Below are 15,604 nucleotides of genomic sequence, written 5' to 3'. Positions count from 1 at the left end.
AACACCAGGTGAGGTGGGTTTTGCTTCTTAAGCAAGTGTTAGGTGTCCAGTCTGAGCTCTTCGCATGTATGGTGTAGTCTTTCCCTAATTAGTTGGGCTGTTAGCAGAGTTTCGTTGACCACCCAAAATTCCAGATTTTGATTTCGCTTACAACTCTTTTTTTTTCGGATAGAACATCTTGGTCTAGCCGACAGGGCTTCAGTTGCATCTTGGATAAATTATGATGATTGTGCAAGCAGATTCACGCAAGTTGGAAAAGCATCAGTCGGAAACGCTTCGGAACCTAAACGTGTTCCTGCTAGGGCGACGCATTACCTGTATGACAGTTCCGGCGATCGTAGATGCTATTCACACTGCTTGTATCGAGGGCGACAAGCTAACCGTTGCAAATTACAATGTGCATAGCTTCAATCTCTCAATGCAAGTTCCTTGGTTCTACAATTTCCTTCAGAACGCTGACATTGCTCATTGTGACAGCATTGGTATTCTTAGTGCTATTCGCTTAATGGGGTTGAAATTACCATTACAGTATCGCGCCTCTTACAGCCTTCTCATGCCAGAACTGTTAGAGCATTGTAATCAAAATCGATTCTCAGTGTTTCTTTTAGGAGCGAAACCTGAATACTTACAGTCTGCGATCGCTCAGCTGCGAAATCAGTATCCCAATCTTGCGGTGGATGGGCATCACGGCTACTTTGATATGAGCGATCCCCACCAGAATCAGCGCGTGGTGCAACAGATCAACAGCTTCAAACCCAACATTTTAATTGTTGGAATGGGAATGCCAATTCAGGAGAGTTGGATTCAAAAGAATCGCCATCAGCTTGATGTCAATGTGATCATGCCAGGAGGCGCAATTATCGATCGCATGGCGGGGATCGTTCCTGATTGTCCTGCGGTGCTGTCCAACATTGGCTTGGAATGGTTTTATCGCCTTTGCCGTGAACCTAAACGATTAGCGGCTCGCTATCTGTTCGGCAATCCAGCTTTTGCGCTTCATCTTGCTTTAGCGAGAACCTATTCTAGTTCTTTGAAAGTTCAATTGATGAAACCTGTTACTCGAAAGTCTCGTCAACGTGGAGTTGAACCTGATTCCATAGATTTATCTCTTGAGAATTATCTCCTTGAGACTGGCCTAATTACTTCAAATCAGGTCGAAGTTGAATTAGGCTAAATGCGTTCTCATCCAATATCATCCATCATGCGAGTCTGTTATCTTATTCAAACCCACAAAGACCCAAATCAAATTCATCGACTCGTTCACACAATCAAGAAATCAAGCCCTGATGCTCTGATCATTATTAGTCATGACTTTACTAATTGCGATTTAAAGCAAACCTTGTTTGAAGATTTAACAAACGTCAAAATTCTTGCTTCACGGGGAGGGCGGGGAAACTTTGCGATCGTCCAAAGTTATTTGGACGCGATCGCATGGCTACTTGAGAGCAATCATGAGTTTGATTGGTTTATCAACCTGTCGGGACAAGATTATCCAATTCAACCGATCGCAGAGATTGAAGCATTTTTGTCCAGCACAAATTACGATGCATTCATTCATTACTTTGATGTCTTCTCCGATGAAAGCCCTTGGAAGAAAAGAGCAGGCTATACTCGCTACTGCTACAAATACAGAACGCTGACCAGTCCTTTGCCTGACTGGCAACAAGATCTTTTGAAGCCAGCTAAATTTTTGAATTATATTCAGCCCTTCTTCCGGGTGAATTTCGCATACGGTTTTACATTGGGATTAAGAACACGGGCTCCATTTACAACAGAATTTGGGTGTTATGGAGGTTCATTTCTAAGCACACTTTCTAGGAAATGTGTTGAATATATAGATAATTTTGTTAGAACAAATTCTACTGTCATTAACCATTATAAAACTGTCGAGATTCCTGATGAATCTCTGATCCAAACCATATTAGTCAACAGTCAGAAATTTAACTTGTGCAATGACTGCAAACGCTACTTTGATTTCTCACAAACCCACAATGGTCATCCTCGTACTTTAGGTGTGGATGATTTTCCACGCTTAAAGCACAGTCAAGCTCATTTTGCTCGAAAGTTTGATCTAAATAAAGATAGCAAAGTTCTTGATTTAATCGATTTGGCGTTGTTATAGGGTGTAGCATTTGCTGAAGTTTTAGAGAAATCTTTGTGGAAGTCTTATATCAACTATTTAGCTTTCAGCCAAAAGGGCGCTCCCTCGTTGGAAAGACGTAATTTTGCTCCTGCTTCTCTACGATCGCAGGTGTTTGCAAACGGCTCATGTGTGTTGCCTGGTAGCAGAAGAACAGCAAGCCAGGGCAAGCAAGGAGCAGTCATATAGGAGTTTTTGAATAGTGATGGACACGTTAACCCGTCCTCTGGCTGTCGTAACAGGTGCCTCTAAGGGCATTGGCTATGAACTCGCCAGACAGTTCGCTCAAAACGGTTTCGATCTTCTGATCACATCTACCGGAGCGAGCATCAATGAAGCGGCTCAGTCTTGCGAGAAGCTGGGTGCAAAAGTCGAGACAGTGCAGGCTGATCTCGCGACCTTTGATGGAGTTGAGACACTTTACAGTCGGATCAAGGCGACAGGGCGACCTGTGGACGCGATCGCAATCAATGCTGGGGTTGGAGTTGGTGGTGAGTTTGCCCGCGAGACAGATTTGCAGGACGAGCTTAATTTGATTAATTTGAACGTTGTGTCATCTGTTCACCTTGCGAAGCGAGTCGTGAAAGATATGGTCGAGCGCGGCAAGGGACGCATCCTGTTTACATCGTCGATCGCGGCTTTGCTACCTGGCCCGTTTGAAGCAGTTTATGCAGCCTCGAAAGCATTTTTGCGCTCTTTCTCGGAGGGGCTGCGAAACGAGCTGAAAGATACGGGCGTTACCGTTACAGCACTCATGCCCGGACCGACTGATACCGACTTCTTCCACCGCGCTGATATGGACGATACTGTAGTAGGTTCGAGCCAGAACGACGACCCAGCCGAGGTGGCAAAGCAGGGGTTTGAAGCGTTGATGGCGGGCAAAAACGAGATCATTGCAGGTTCACTGATGACAAAGATTCAGGGTGCTGTGAGTAAGGTCTTACCTGAACCTCTCCGGGCTGAACTGCACAGTAAACTGACTGAACCCGGATCGGCTAACAAGTAATCGGGGTTGCGATCGCTGAATTTAGGACTTACACAAAGGTTGCTTGTTGTTAAGTTGGCAACATTAGATCTAGTATTCGAAGCTGCCTCACTCTAGCCCTGTCCTACGGGAGAGGGAACAAGAGTCTATCTCTGTTAGTAGCAGCGCATTTGAATAACAGCAGAGGAGTGAAGCGTTGCTGAAAATGTTTATTATCAACTTTATAACCAACAAGGAACTGACTGTAGCAGCGCGATCGCTTCGTTTAGCATCTGGTATTTGTTAAGCTAAATCCTCCGTTATTGGGAGCAGGATCGGTTGCAAAACTGAGTGTTACCTCTTGCTTCTTATGCAGTAGCCTATGGAGATTGAACGCTTATGACTAGTTCTCTACGTCTACTCTCGCCTGTAACGCTGGGACCTTATAAATTGCCGAACCGGATTGTGATGGGACCGTTGACTCGTAATCGTGCGATTAACGTTTCGCGCTCCTCTGGAGAAACTGCAATTAACGTTCCGCACCAACTCAATGTGACTTACTACAGTCAGCGAGCTTCAGCCGGACTGATTATTTCAGAGGCCACCCAAGTTTCACCACAGGGGCAAGGCTATCCAATGACGCCTGGTATTCATTCGCCAGAGCAGATAGAAGGTTGGCGAGCCATTACCGATGCTGTTCACGAGCGGGGCGGTCACATGTTTCTTCAGCTTTGGCATGTGGGTCGAATCTCTCATCCTGATCTGCAACCCGGTGGTGCGTTGCCCGTGGCTCCAAGCGCGATCGCGCCAGAGGGTATGGCATCGACATTTGAGGGAGAGAAGCCTTTTGTCACACCTCGTGCCCTAGAAACTAACGAAATTCCAGGCATTGTTGAGCAATTTCGTCAGGGGGCTAAAAACGCGCTGGCGGCTGGGTTTGATGGAGTTGAAGTCCACAGCGCGAATGGGTATTTGCTGGATCAATTTCTTCAAGATGGCTCGAATCATCGCACAGATCAATACGGTGGCTCGATAGAGAACCGGGCACGACTGCTGATGGAAGTCTTAGAAGCCGTAACGCAGGTTTGGGGCGCAGATCGCGTGGGCGTGCGTCTCTCTCCTAGCGGTACGTTCAGCAACATGTCTGATTCCAACTCAGAAGCGCTGTTTACTTATGTGGTGAAAGCTCTGAACCAGTTTGGTCTGGCATACCTCCACCTTGTCGAGCCAAGAGTAGACGGCAATGTGACCTTGGAGGCGAATTCGACCCGCATGACATCGGGCTTCTTTCGCCCAATGTTTCACGGAACGTTGCTCTCAGCAGGCGGCTACGATCGCGACAGTGGAGAAGCGGTTTTGGCGGCGGGCGAGGCGGATTTGATCGTGTATGGGCGGTTGTTCATTGCCAACCCAGATTTGCCAGAGCGATTTGCCCAGAGTGCAGAGTTGAATGCTTGGGATCGCAACACATTCTACGGAGGTGGCGAGAAAGGCTATACCGATTATCCTGCTCTAGATCGCCAAACCGCTTGAGAATTTCAATCAGTCGAACGCCTGAAACCAGGGCTGATAAAACAGGTTTTCAAGGACTAAATGCACCAGGAGACACGTATGAAACAAAGAAAACTCGGCAATCAAGGATTAGTGGTCTCGGAACTGGGACTGGGCTGCATGGGCATGTCTGAGTTTTACGGCACTCCCGATGAGCCAGAAGCGATCGCGACCATTCAGCGGGCATTAGAGCTAGGCGTGACCTTCCTCGATACGGCTGATATGTATGGGGTCGGTCACAACGAGGAGCTAGTTGGCAAGGCGATTCAAAACCACCGAGATCAGGTGATCCTAGCGACCAAGTTTGGCAACGTGCGGGGTAACGACGGCAGCTTTCTGGGGGTAAACGGCAAGCCCGACTATGTTCGTTCTGCCTGTGAAGCCAGTCTAAAGCGGCTTGGTGTTGACGTGATCGATTTGTATTACCAGCATCGGGTTGATCCCGACACTCCGATCGAGGAAACCGTTGGAGCGATGGCGGAGTTGGTGCAAGAGGGGAAAGTTCGCTACCTGGGATTGTCGGAAGCGGCTCCAGAAACGATTCGTCGCGCCCAAGCGGTGCATCCTATTTCTGCTCTCCAGACGGAATATTCCCTCTGGAGCCGAGAGCCAGAAGCAGAAATTTTGCCGACTTGTCGGGAGTTGGGAATTGGTTTTGTGCCTTACAGCCCGTTGGGGCGTGGTTTTCTGACAGGCAAGATCAAAAGCCTCAAGGATCTAACGGAGGGAGATTACCGGGCTGAGCGTTATCCCCGCTTTCGAGCCGAGAACTTGCAGCACAATTTGGAACTGGTGGAGCAAGTTGAGCAGATGGCCTCCGCTAAAGGAATCAAAGCCGGACAGTTTGCTCTAGCCTGGGTGTTGGCTCAGGGAGAGGACATTGTGCCGATTCCTGGAACCAAGCGTCGCACGTATTTGGAAGAGAATATTGCAGCAACAGAGGTGACGTTGACTCAGGCAGAGTTGGAGCAGATCGGCAAGGCACTGCCGCCCGGAATTGCAGTGGGAGATCGCTACCCAGATATGAGTACCGTCAATCGATAGAGGTGAACGTCAGGGAAAACCGCATTCATTTGACTTCTGAAGCGGCTGGTTGAAGCTCAGAACGCGGAGATTGAACCAATTTGCTTGACATTCCAGGTTCTGAGCTTCATTTTTGAAGTAAAAAGCTCGACGTTCCGAGTTCTGGAGGCGAAGTTCCGGGTTCTGAGCTTGGAGTTCCGAGTTCGGAAGGCGAAGTTTCTCATTCTGAAGGCGAAGTTCCAGGTTTGGAAGGCGGAGCGGCGAGTTCCGAGGGCAAAGTTCCGAGTTCGGAAGGTGAAGTTTCGTGTTTGGAAGGCGGAGCGGCGAGTGCTGAGGGCAAAGGGCGAATTCAATTTGGCAGCGATCGCCACATTCTCGAACGTTTGCAGAGTTATGTATTCCTTAGCAACACCCATTCATGCCTGCCGACTGAAATGAAATTGCTGCTGACAGTTTTTCTGAAACTCAACTTGAGCAGGGCTTTTCAGTCCGCTTGCCCTTTTTTGCCCTAATGTCAGCTCGAACGCTTGTTTAATTGATGCCACACCACTTGGCTCAAAATGTGGAGTTGAAACAATGCGATCGAGGGTTTAAGCAAGTGCAGCACTTCCATGAAAGTACGATAGACCCGTGCGCGATCGACGATTAATTCCATCAGTTGATCCCAATACCAATTCGTAAACCAAGTAGCAGCGTTAATCGGTTTGCCCTGCACATTGCGGTAACGGTAGTCTGCACTCGTTGCAGCCATCCAAGCCTCGTGATGTGCTTTCGCCAACTGTTGTTGAAGGTGACGGGTGTGGGAGTTGAGGTCGTCGATCGAATGGTGCTGCAAGAATTGATCCAAAGTCACTGCTTCAAGTGCAGCAACGGTCATAGCTTGTCCATACGTGGGATTCAGTAAGCAAGCCGCATGTCCCACCACAATAAAATGAGCGGGTGAATGGGAGAGTTGATCGTAATGACGCAGGCGGTTTTCATTGCTGTAATAGGCATAAATCGGCGTCAGTGGTGTGCCTCGTTCAATCACCTCTGCCACAATTGGGGTCGGTAGACTGCGAGCAAAGGCTAAAAAGCCAGCCTCATCGGTAGGAGGATAATCGCGATCGCCACCAATCAAACTGACAATCCAACGAGTGTTGGGGGAACCAGAGCAACCCCTTTCGGGTAACTCGAAATCGCTCTCAATCGGAAAAATGACTCCACCTCGTTGTCGCTGGGGCGGGGCTGTTGGCACAAACAGTAGTTTCCAATCTACAGATAAATTTGCTGGAGGTTGGTAGACTCGGGCAACATAACCCACAAACGCATTGACTTCTGTCTCGTGTGGCGGCTCATATCCCACAGCTTTTAGCCACTGTGGCGCGTGGGACGCTTTACCGCTTGCATCCACAATCAGATCGGCATAGAGTTCCTCGGGTGATTGGGGGTTAGAATCCCCATGCCGGTGCAGCGATACCCCAACAATTTTTGTGTGTTCTGCATCCGTCAGCAATCCGGTAACGCTGGCTCCTTGCAGAAATTGCACGTTGGGAAATGCTGCTAATCGACGGCGAATTGCCCAATCTAATAAGTCCCGGCTACAGGTAAATAGCTGCAAATCTGAGGAACACCGAGTCGTCCATCCAGCGGAGGTCAGAAACGCGATTTCTTTCATACTGTCCATCGCGATCGCACCCTCCGCTACAAGTTCTGCTCGGAGTCCTGGGAAGAACTGTTCTAAAATTTGTTGTCCTCGCAGCATGAGGCTGTGCGGAAAGCGAGAGTGGGGTACTCCCTTACGAGGCGCAGGCAGATCTGCATAAAAATCACGTTCTACAATGGTGACGTGATCGAAATGGTTTGCTAAAGATCGACCTACTAACAGACCTGCCAAACTACCGCCAATGACTAAGGCACGCGTCTTGTGTTGCATCGGGACATCCCCTGAAAGGTTCAAGCAATCTGTTTAGCTTGCCCTATCTATAATGGATGATCTTAACCCTCCTTCCAAGGAGGCAACGGCACCCATTAAGGCACTCCTGATCGTCTGAAGCAAAGTACTTTGCTTCCACTTCCAATTTGCTGACAGGGTGCAGGAGTTCTACCCCTCAAGCCCTCAACCAGTCCTGATTTCACTCGGCGTTCCCGTAGCTATTCAATATCTCTAAAAGTATTACTGGTGGCGAATTGCGATCGTGTAAGAAGGTCGTTGCTGATCGCGTTGACTCTTAACTACACGAAAGTCGTGGTCAATATAGAGATGCTCAAGTTGAGGAGTTGCTAAGAAACTGGTGCCAACCTTTTTAGCCGTACTTTTGTCTAGGCTGCTCAAATCAGGTGCCTTTGGCACATCGACTTGACTCAGCTTGGATCTGACGACTTTAGTCAGCCAACTCCCTGCCTTTTCGGGAGTGAGCAGATTCCCTCTCCACCTGAAAGCCTGTTCAATGCCAACATTCTGGATGTACCACTGGCCATTCTGCACTGAAAATTTCTGCAACAACATAAAGTCGTAAGCCAGCAGAACGGCAGAAAGCGCTCGGAGAAAAGAGTGGCGTTGCCCCGGAGCATAGCGGGCAATATTGGCGTAGTAGCCATTGTCTTGAAAGATTTGATAGGACTGGTCTCGGACTCGTCCGGGCAAAATTTCAATGAATGGAATTGTAGACCAGACTGGAAGCCACACGCCTAGCGAAATCGCTACCTGCTCTTCAGCATTGGGAAATGGGTTGCGCTGACTTAATTCTGCAAACAGGGGTTCCAGCGTACTTTTGTAAAACTTTACTTTTTGACTTAAAGGCGCTCGATCATTGCCTTCAGCCAGCTTCAGAATCTCCTGTTTGAGGTCTTCTGTGCTTCTATGACTTAAATTGGGGAGCACTGTTCATTCTCCAAACGTCGCCTCTAGTCTTAGCGTAACGTACGCAGGCTCTGCCCTAAATAGGTCTTTAGCACATTTAATTGCGGGTTACGAACCGAGAAAGTGAATGCTTGCAATTGTCAAAATTAAGCGATCGCGCGGCTCGCGTCTACAATCAATCGCAATTGTCTCCGTTTGGTGAGTTTTTAGCGGATGCTGAGGGTGGTCTATCTTAAACTTAATCTCGCTCACCTACTTATCTCGCTCACCTATTTAGGCAGGCACAATCCTTCATGATCCGCTCGCATCATTTTTCTGCCATTTTGACGGCTACGGATAAAATTGTTACTATGCTACCCGCAGAATTGCTGGGTCTGCTAAAAATCGTTGTGCAAGGAGCAGGTCTAAATGCAGTGAGTGAAGCGTCTGCCGCGTTTGAGCCGCAAGGAGTATCGGTTGTACTGATTTTAGAAGAGTCCCATGTTGCACTACACGTTTGGACGGAATGCGGCAAAGTGACCGTTGATGTTCATGTTTGTGTTTACGTACAAGATAATTATTCAAAAGCGCAACATTTAACTCAACTACTCGATCAACGGCAGGGCTGTTTCATTGTGAGAAATGAAAAACTGGCTGCTTGATTCCCTCGTTCGACGTTCTTGAATTTTTTGAACCTTGCAAACGAGGACTTGGGACTTCCAGATATCTCCCGGTGACAATGAAACAACCCTGCCGCAAACGGGTAGGAATGCTGCCGCGAACTGGTCAGTGGTCCTCAACGTCTTCATTACCCTAGCTCGCACGTTGGGGTTCACTTCGATGGCTGCTGCCAAACGGCAGTTCGCCAATCAGTTGGACAAAGTTTTTCCTCTCCTACAATGAAACAATCCTGCCAGCATTTGCAGTTATGCGATAGTCCACCTTCAAGAGATCCTTTATTTTTGATATAAGCCAATGGCTTCCAATATTTCAGCTAATGCATGAGCTTCTGCAGGTTTGAGCAGGTAAAAATTAATGCCTAGTTCATAGGCACGGGGTAAATCGCGGTTTCCGTAAGCTGTCAAGGTGATGATCGGTAAGTCGCTGAATTGGGATTGCTGGCGTATCCATTTGAGCAGATCTAGACCCGACATGCCCGGCAGCCGCAGATCTAAAACAATTAAATTAGGTAGAGGAAATTGTGAGCGATCGCTGTAAGGTTCTTTGCCCTCAAGATAGGCAACCGCTGCTTGTCCTGTTTCAACAACGTGAAGAGAAAATTCTGAGCCAAGCTGATGAAATGCTCTCTCTAAAGGGAAGCGATCGGATGCCTCATCTTCTATAACCAGAACTGTTTTCTGCTGTAGCTCTTGTACTTGTGTCATCTTAATTTTCCTATAAAAATATAATCTGTCTTAACTAATCCTAGCTTTCGGTGGACGGTTGAAAAGAATCCAATAAAGACCGATAGTCCGCGCCATTTCTAGTAATTCAGCCGGACTCGGTGGCTTTGCCAAGTAAGAGTTGGCTCCAGCGGCGTAGGCTCGCTCGATGTCACTTTGTTGCTCAGACGAGGTTAAAACCACTACAGGCAAGTGTTTGATATCAGACTCATTTCTCAACCAGTTGAGGACATCGAATCCAGAGCGTCGGGGTAATTTAAGGTCAAGTAAGACAAGAACGGGCAGCGGGTAGCAATCCCGATCTTGATAGAGTTCTTGCCCGCTTAAGTAATGAATGGCTTGTTCTCCATCGCTTACAACTTGCATAGGAGTGGCTATGTTGGCTTTGCGAAATGCTCGCTGAATCCTAAACACATCATCCGGGTTGTCTTCTACGAGCAAAATTGTAGAGTTGTGCAGGCTATTCACGGTTTTACTGTCTGTAACTCCACCCAAAATCGGCTTCCTTGACCCAGTATGGATTCTACACCCGAGCGACCGCTCAGACGCTCTACACTTTTGCGGACAATGGCTAAACCAATTCCGGTACCAGGGTAAGCATCTCTAGCATGTAACCGCTCGAAGACTCCAAATATCTGCTGTTGATACTGTGGTTCAATTCCAATGCCGTTGTCCTCGACCCAAAGACGCACCCAGTGCGTCTTTTCTTCAGCCCAGATACAAATTTGTGGCTTACTTCCCACAACTGTAAATTTAGCGGCGTTAGACAGTAAGTTCACAACGGCTTGAACGAGGGTGGCATAATGCCCCATCACTCTAGGCAATGGTTCAGCCACGGCGATTTGGGCTTGTCGTTCTTTTAATACTGACTCTAGTTGCGCTTGAGCCTCTGCTATCACTTGTGTCAAGGAAACGGGTACAAGCTTAATCTCTTCTCGGCTCAGGTGGCTATAGGCTAGCAAGTCTTGGACAAGAGTATTCATCCGGTCAATACTTGCAATGACCTGATGAATATAGTCTTGCGCGACTTCATCTAATTGCGTTCCATAATCTTCAATCAGGGCTGACGCATATCCTTCAACTCCTCTCAGCGGTGCTCTGAGATCATGGGCAACCGTGTAAGAGAACGCTTCTAACTCTTCATTCGCTGCCTGCAAACGGGCAGTACGGTCTGCCACTCGCTGCTCTAGTTCGGCAGCATATTTTTGCAGTTGCGATCGTAACCTCGACTGTTGAATCGCAATGGCTAATTGAGCCGCTACTTCCCGAAAGACGTCCTGCTTCTGAGCATTGAACGCATCTACCGGCGTCGCAAACCAATGCAGATTACCGATCGAGTTTCCCTCTACGCGCAGAGGCACTGTCAGAAGGCTGTGATAACCTTTGGCTAATAATGCTTCTAGAGCAGGCGAACAATGAGCAAGGGTAGAAATGTCTTTGACATAGCAGAGAGAGTCACTGCATTCAAGCGAGTTTAGCGACCCTTGCTCGGTCATGAGGATGATCGCTCCAGCCAGCTCTGTATCGATCTCTTCCGCCAAGATCTGGGTTTCGGTCGTGTCATCAGACTTGAGCAGAATGACTGCGCCTTCCTTGTAGGCAGTAAGGCTTTTCAGCTTGGAAAGCGTCTCATGAGCCAACGATTCAATCGATTGAGCCGCTAAAATTGCCTGGTCAATCTCATGCAGAATTTTGAGGCGCTCAGCCGATCGTTGTACGGATTCAGTCTGTTCCTGAGCGACCTGTAAGGCGTGTTCGTAAATACGGGATACCGATCGAATTTGCTGCCAGATGAAATAGGCAAGGATGGCTCCAAGTACAGTAGCCAGCGTAATACTACTGCCGATTACCGTTTGAGTTGTACGTTGAACCGTTTTAGTTCGGCTATCTCGCAGTTGCTCCTCGGTTTGAATAAACTGGCTCATGTCCCGACGGATTGCGACCATGACTCGATTGCGCTTTTTTAAGTCTGCTATCGGTAGAGCCTCGTTATTCCGTTTGCCAGCAACCAACGTCGGAATATAGCTGCTCCACTGCTGATATTGCGTTTCAATCTGAATTAAACGTTGACTTTGAGAAGGATTGTCTGAAACCAGATTGACCAAAGTATCGAATGAAGGTTCGACCAGCACCTCTGCTTGTTGGTACGGCTCAAGCAGTTCGGGGTCACCTGTGAGAAAATATCCCCGCAGACCAGACTCTACCTCTGAAAATAGCTTTTCCACTCGGTTTGCTTGAGCAATGACCTGATCGGTGTGCTCGACCCACTGCATCACAATCAAAAGACGGCTGATCTGCCAAATGGACACCCCTGCCAGCAACAGCATGAGTGTGACTGGCAGAGCGATCGCCTGGATAAGGCGACGTTTGAATGATACTTGGGGAGTCGGAGTACTCAGCATATTGCCATTTTACTGATTCAACTTGCACAAACCCGACTGAAAAAGGGAGTAATTTACCAAACCTATTGAGATGGATATGACGATTCAGCATGTGATCGCGAGGTTCATGACGTAATACCCGGAAAAAGTAGTAACGTGCTGAAATTTCGGTACTGATTCACCAAGTTTGCTACGCCGCAAATTTTTTGCGGCAGAACCCCTCGCTACAACGAGGTTGATTTTACATCTTGTGGGGAAAACTGAGTATGTCGAGGCAGCCTAGCCACGACGTGTCCTAGATTAGTACTCTAATTCAGCGGCTTCTAAACGGGCGGCTTGACCACTGTCCCAGTTCCTAGCCTCCGCTCAAGTCCAACTGGAGCTACATCAATCCCCATATAGCCTATTCATCCATAACCTATTCATCAAGTTTGACCATTGTGGGCTAACTGTGCTTGTTAAGACACCTTTAGGAAAGTTTGGTGTATTGCAAGCACAGGAGACATAGCTTGTTTGCAGAACCGTTTGATGCAGAGTTGAAAGCGAATACATGATCACTCCCAAGAAGACACTCCTCGTTGGCATTACCTTCCTAGGTTTGCTGGGTACGCTGTACACCGCCTCATCAACGATTCTGAAGCGTCATGTGGGTGACGCAGAAGCTCAGAGCACGCGTCAGTCCATCAAAGGAGTTTTAAGTGTCTTTGCTCAAGCTCAAGCTGACGTTAGCGATCGTTTTGCTGACTCGTCTTCCTGGGATGACACGTACACCTTCATTGAAGATGGCAACCTCAACTACGTCAAATTAAATCCCCTCCCAGAAGCACTCGCAAATCTAAAGATAGATTTAGTGCTGCTCGTAAAGCCTTTAGGGCAAACTGTTTTGGGAACGCGAGGAGACGTGCTGCTTACCGATATTGACAGTCAACCGCTGTTGCTACGAGTCGATACTCCCCGCGAGATTTACCAAGGCAAGAAGAGCCTGAGCTATCACAGAATTTCCCTACTCGTCATCGGGCTAGTTGGCGGTGGGGTTATGCTTCTATTCGTGCAACGGTTAGCCTTATTCCTCTTGAAAAGCCGAGGAGCCGAGGCAGCACTACGACAACTCGAGAAAAAATATCATAGTATTTTTGAGAATGCGGTAACTGGGATCTTTCAAACCACCCCAGATGGGCGCTATCTCAGCGCTAATCCTGCTCTAGCCCAAATCTATGGGTATGAGTCACCTGAAGAACTGATAACCGCTTTGACAAACATCGAGCATCAGCTATATGTCGATCGCAATTGCCGTAAAGAATTTGTAACGGTGCTGCAGCAGCAGGATGCCATCACAAAGTTTGAGTCACAGGTCTATCGCAAAGATGGGAGCGTAATCTGGATTTTGGAGACGGCCCGAGTCGTGCGCGATCGTGACCACCAGGTGCTTTATTATGAGGGGTTTGTTTCAGATATTACTGACACTAAACTGATTGAAGCCGCATTGCGTGAAAGTGAAGAGCGTTATGCATTGGCCATTCAGGGCACACATGATGGACTGTGGGATTGGAATCTAGAACTGAACCGAATCTTTTTCTCATCCCGTTGGAAATCAATGCTGGGGTATGAAGACAGCGAAATTGCAAATAGTCCTTATGAATGGCTTGATCGAATTCATCTTGAGGATGCGTTAAAAGTGAACCAAGAGATCGCAGCTTGCATGGAGGAGGTCACGACGCAGTTTGAAAGTGAGCATCGTCTGCTGCACCGGGATGGACGTTATCTTTGGATGCTGAGCCGAGGGTTTATCGTCCGAGATGCAGAAGGCAAAGCATACCGCATGGTCGGTTCTCAGACAGACATTACTGAGCGTAAGCGAGCTGAAGAACAACTCTTGCATGATGCTTTGCACGATTCTCTGACAGGTTTAGCGAATCGCGTCTTGTTTATGGATCGGTTGGGGCACGCGATTCAGTTGTCCAAACGACATGAGAACTACTTCTTTGCTGTTCTGTTTATCGATTTAGACCGCTTTAAAGTGATCAACGACAGCTTGGGTCACATGGTTGGCGATCACCTCCTCGTGATAATTGCCGAACGATTGAGTCAATGCCTACGCGTTGGCGATACCTTCGCTCGTCTAGGCGGGGATGAGTTTGTTATTTTGTTGGATGATATCCGAAATGATGAGGATGCTACTGAAATCGCTGAGCGCGTGCAGCAGGCGCTAAAACACCCCTTTCAGCTTAATGGTCAGGAGATTTTTGTCACCGCCAGTACCGGCATTATTCTCAGCACAACACGCTATGAGCGACCGGAAGATCTACTGAGGGATGCTGATACAGCGATGTATCGTGCAAAAGCACTGGGGCGGGATCGGCAGCAGGTGTTCGATCCTTCAATGCACGATCATGCAGTAGCGTTGCTGCATATGGAGAATGATATGCGGCGCGCGCTCCAGAATCAGGAATTTCGGCTCTATTACCAGCCCATTGTGTCCATCAGAAATAACAGAATTAACGGATTTGAGGCATTGGTTCGATGGCAACATCCCAAACGGGGGTTGATTGCGCCCTCGGAGTTTATCCCGATCGCAGAAGAGACTGGACTAATTATTCCACTGGGTTGGTGGGTTATGCGAGAAGCCTGCCGTCAAATGCGAGAATGGCAGATTCAGTTTCCGATGAATCCACCTCTTACCATCAGTGTCAATGTTTCTAGCAGACAGTTTGCTCAACCCGATTTAGTGGATCAAGTTCAGCAAATCTTACAGGAAACTGGGTTTAGCGCTCAGTGCTTAAAGCTGGAGATTACGGAGAGCACGGTGATGGAAAATGCTGATGCTGCGGTCGCGATGCTTCACAAATTGAGAGATTTAGGCATTCATCTCTCGATCGATGATTTCGGGACAGGGTATTCATCTTTAGGCTATTTGCACCGCTTTCCAGTGGATACTCTCAAAATCGATCGATCCTTCATCACCAATGTAGAAGACGACCATGAAAAAATGGAAATTATTCGTACAGTGGTTACCCTTGCCTGGAATTTAGGCCTGGATGTTGTGGCTGAGGGAGTGGAGACGAAGAGACAATTAGCCCAACTTAAAGCTTTAAAGTGTGACAATGGGCAGGGCTACATTTTCTCTCGTCCAATGGATCAAGCGGCGGCAGCCGCTCTCCTTTCAGAGAAACGCAACCTCACGAGTTGTGTTGCCAAGACGTTGTCGTGACAAACAATTTGCCTCACAATAAAACAACGCTATAAATGCCGCGATCGCGGTTGTCCTCGGCATTGCTTTGTCGTGAAGTATTCCTACCGGGGCTACTTGGTAGATGTAAAACA

General features: G+C 48.0%; 14 protein-coding genes. 9 read left to right on the top strand and 5 right to left on the bottom strand.

The window, feature by feature from the left end:
- Positions 1-220: 220 nt before the first annotated feature.
- From AC5I6P_RS11945 to AC5I6P_RS11920, 6 genes are all read left to right on the top strand, one after another.
- Positions 221-1,174 carry a WecB/TagA/CpsF family glycosyltransferase gene (locus AC5I6P_RS11945; RefSeq protein WP_495693980.1) on the top strand — a complete coding sequence of 318 codons (954 nt, stop codon included), beginning with the start codon at positions 221-223 and terminating at the stop codon, positions 1,172-1,174.
- Positions 1,175-2,122 (top strand): beta-1,6-N-acetylglucosaminyltransferase, encoded by a 948-nt coding sequence (locus tag AC5I6P_RS11940; RefSeq protein WP_495693979.1) that lies wholly within the window; start codon positions 1,175-1,177, stop codon positions 2,120-2,122.
- A gap of 223 nt (positions 2,123-2,345) precedes the next feature.
- Positions 2,346-3,146 (top strand): SDR family NAD(P)-dependent oxidoreductase, encoded by an 801-nt coding sequence (locus tag AC5I6P_RS11935; RefSeq protein ID WP_495694025.1) that lies wholly within the window; start codon positions 2,346-2,348, stop codon positions 3,144-3,146.
- Between the two features lie 357 nt (positions 3,147-3,503).
- Positions 3,504-4,637, top strand: a complete 1,134-nt coding sequence (locus AC5I6P_RS11930; protein ID WP_495693978.1) for an alkene reductase — start codon at positions 3,504-3,506, stop codon at positions 4,635-4,637.
- Positions 4,638-4,715: 78 nt separating this feature from the next.
- A complete protein-coding gene (locus tag AC5I6P_RS11925) occupies positions 4,716-5,699 on the top strand; it encodes an aldo/keto reductase (RefSeq protein ID WP_495693977.1) in 984 nt (327 codons plus the stop codon).
- Positions 5,700-5,783: 84 nt separating this feature from the next.
- Positions 5,784-6,116: a hypothetical protein gene (locus AC5I6P_RS11920; RefSeq protein ID WP_495693976.1), complete on the top strand. Its 333-nt coding sequence runs from the start codon at positions 5,784-5,786 to the stop codon at positions 6,114-6,116.
- 76 nt (positions 6,117-6,192) lie between these two features.
- Here AC5I6P_RS11920 and AC5I6P_RS11915 read toward each other — a convergent pair whose 3' ends face one another.
- Together AC5I6P_RS11915 and AC5I6P_RS11910 are read right to left on the bottom strand one after the other, a co-directional pair.
- Positions 6,193-7,593 (bottom strand): FAD-dependent oxidoreductase, encoded by a 1,401-nt coding sequence (locus AC5I6P_RS11915; RefSeq protein WP_495693975.1) that lies wholly within the window; start codon positions 7,591-7,593, stop codon positions 6,193-6,195.
- A gap of 240 nt (positions 7,594-7,833) precedes the next feature.
- The gene (locus AC5I6P_RS11910) at positions 7,834-8,541 is read right to left on the bottom strand and encodes a hypothetical protein (RefSeq protein WP_495693974.1); all 708 of its coding nucleotides are present in this window, start codon (positions 8,539-8,541) and stop codon (positions 7,834-7,836) included.
- A gap of 272 nt (positions 8,542-8,813) precedes the next feature.
- Here AC5I6P_RS11910 and AC5I6P_RS11905 point away from each other — a divergent pair, with 272 nt between their 5' ends.
- Together AC5I6P_RS11905 and AC5I6P_RS11900 are read left to right on the top strand one after the other, a co-directional pair.
- Positions 8,814-9,161 (top strand): S-adenosylmethionine decarboxylase family protein, encoded by a 348-nt coding sequence (locus tag AC5I6P_RS11905; protein ID WP_495693973.1) that lies wholly within the window; start codon positions 8,814-8,816, stop codon positions 9,159-9,161.
- Between the two features lie 34 nt (positions 9,162-9,195).
- Positions 9,196-9,402, top strand: a complete 207-nt coding sequence (locus tag AC5I6P_RS11900; protein WP_495693972.1) for a hypothetical protein — start codon at positions 9,196-9,198, stop codon at positions 9,400-9,402.
- A gap of 53 nt (positions 9,403-9,455) precedes the next feature.
- Here AC5I6P_RS11900 and AC5I6P_RS11895 read toward each other — a convergent pair whose 3' ends face one another.
- From AC5I6P_RS11895 to AC5I6P_RS11885, 3 genes are read right to left on the bottom strand one after another with little or no spacing between them, the layout of a single operon-like run.
- Positions 9,456-9,884, bottom strand: a complete 429-nt coding sequence (locus tag AC5I6P_RS11895) for a response regulator (protein ID WP_495693971.1) — start codon at positions 9,882-9,884, stop codon at positions 9,456-9,458.
- Positions 9,885-9,914: 30 nt separating this feature from the next.
- The gene (locus AC5I6P_RS11890) at positions 9,915-10,370 is read right to left on the bottom strand and encodes a response regulator (protein WP_495693970.1); all 456 of its coding nucleotides are present in this window, start codon (positions 10,368-10,370) and stop codon (positions 9,915-9,917) included.
- Entirely contained in the window at positions 10,367-12,304 is a 1,938-nt protein-coding gene (locus tag AC5I6P_RS11885) for a CHASE3 domain-containing protein (protein ID WP_495693969.1), read from the bottom strand. The genes AC5I6P_RS11890 and AC5I6P_RS11885 overlap by 4 nt, the downstream gene beginning before the upstream one ends.
- A gap of 529 nt (positions 12,305-12,833) precedes the next feature.
- On the opposite strand from AC5I6P_RS11885, the gene AC5I6P_RS11880 reads away from it, so the two are divergent.
- Positions 12,834-15,491 (top strand): EAL domain-containing protein, encoded by a 2,658-nt coding sequence (locus tag AC5I6P_RS11880; protein ID WP_495693968.1) that lies wholly within the window; start codon positions 12,834-12,836, stop codon positions 15,489-15,491.
- Positions 15,492-15,604 lie beyond the last annotated feature (113 nt).

This window comes from Myxacorys sp., from assembly GCF_059501405.1.
This window is presented reverse-complemented; position numbering and strand designations above follow the sequence as displayed.

What these genes read in the sequence shown, in the direction of transcription:
- AC5I6P_RS11945 (WP_495693980.1), top strand. Translation starts at nt 221, where the DNA reads ATGATGATTGTGCAAGCAGATTCACGCAAGTTGGAAAAGCATCAGTCG.
- AC5I6P_RS11940 (WP_495693979.1), top strand. Translation starts at nt 1,175, where the DNA reads ATGCGTTCTCATCCAATATCATCCATCATGCGAGTCTGTTATCTTATT.
- AC5I6P_RS11935 (WP_495694025.1), top strand. Translation starts at nt 2,346, where the DNA reads ATGGACACGTTAACCCGTCCTCTGGCTGTCGTAACAGGTGCCTCTAAG.
- AC5I6P_RS11930 (WP_495693978.1), top strand. Translation starts at nt 3,504, where the DNA reads ATGACTAGTTCTCTACGTCTACTCTCGCCTGTAACGCTGGGACCTTAT.
- AC5I6P_RS11925 (WP_495693977.1), top strand. Translation starts at nt 4,716, where the DNA reads ATGAAACAAAGAAAACTCGGCAATCAAGGATTAGTGGTCTCGGAACTG.
- AC5I6P_RS11915 (WP_495693975.1), bottom strand. Translation starts at nt 7,593, where the DNA reads ATGCAACACAAGACGCGTGCCTTAGTCATTGGCGGTAGTTTGGCAGGT.
- AC5I6P_RS11905 (WP_495693973.1), top strand. Translation starts at nt 8,814, where the DNA reads ATGATCCGCTCGCATCATTTTTCTGCCATTTTGACGGCTACGGATAAA.
- AC5I6P_RS11895 (WP_495693971.1), bottom strand. Translation starts at nt 9,884, where the DNA reads ATGACACAAGTACAAGAGCTACAGCAGAAAACAGTTCTGGTTATAGAA.
- AC5I6P_RS11885 (WP_495693969.1), bottom strand. Translation starts at nt 12,304, where the DNA reads ATGCTGAGTACTCCGACTCCCCAAGTATCATTCAAACGTCGCCTTATC.
- AC5I6P_RS11880 (WP_495693968.1), top strand. Translation starts at nt 12,834, where the DNA reads ATGATCACTCCCAAGAAGACACTCCTCGTTGGCATTACCTTCCTAGGT.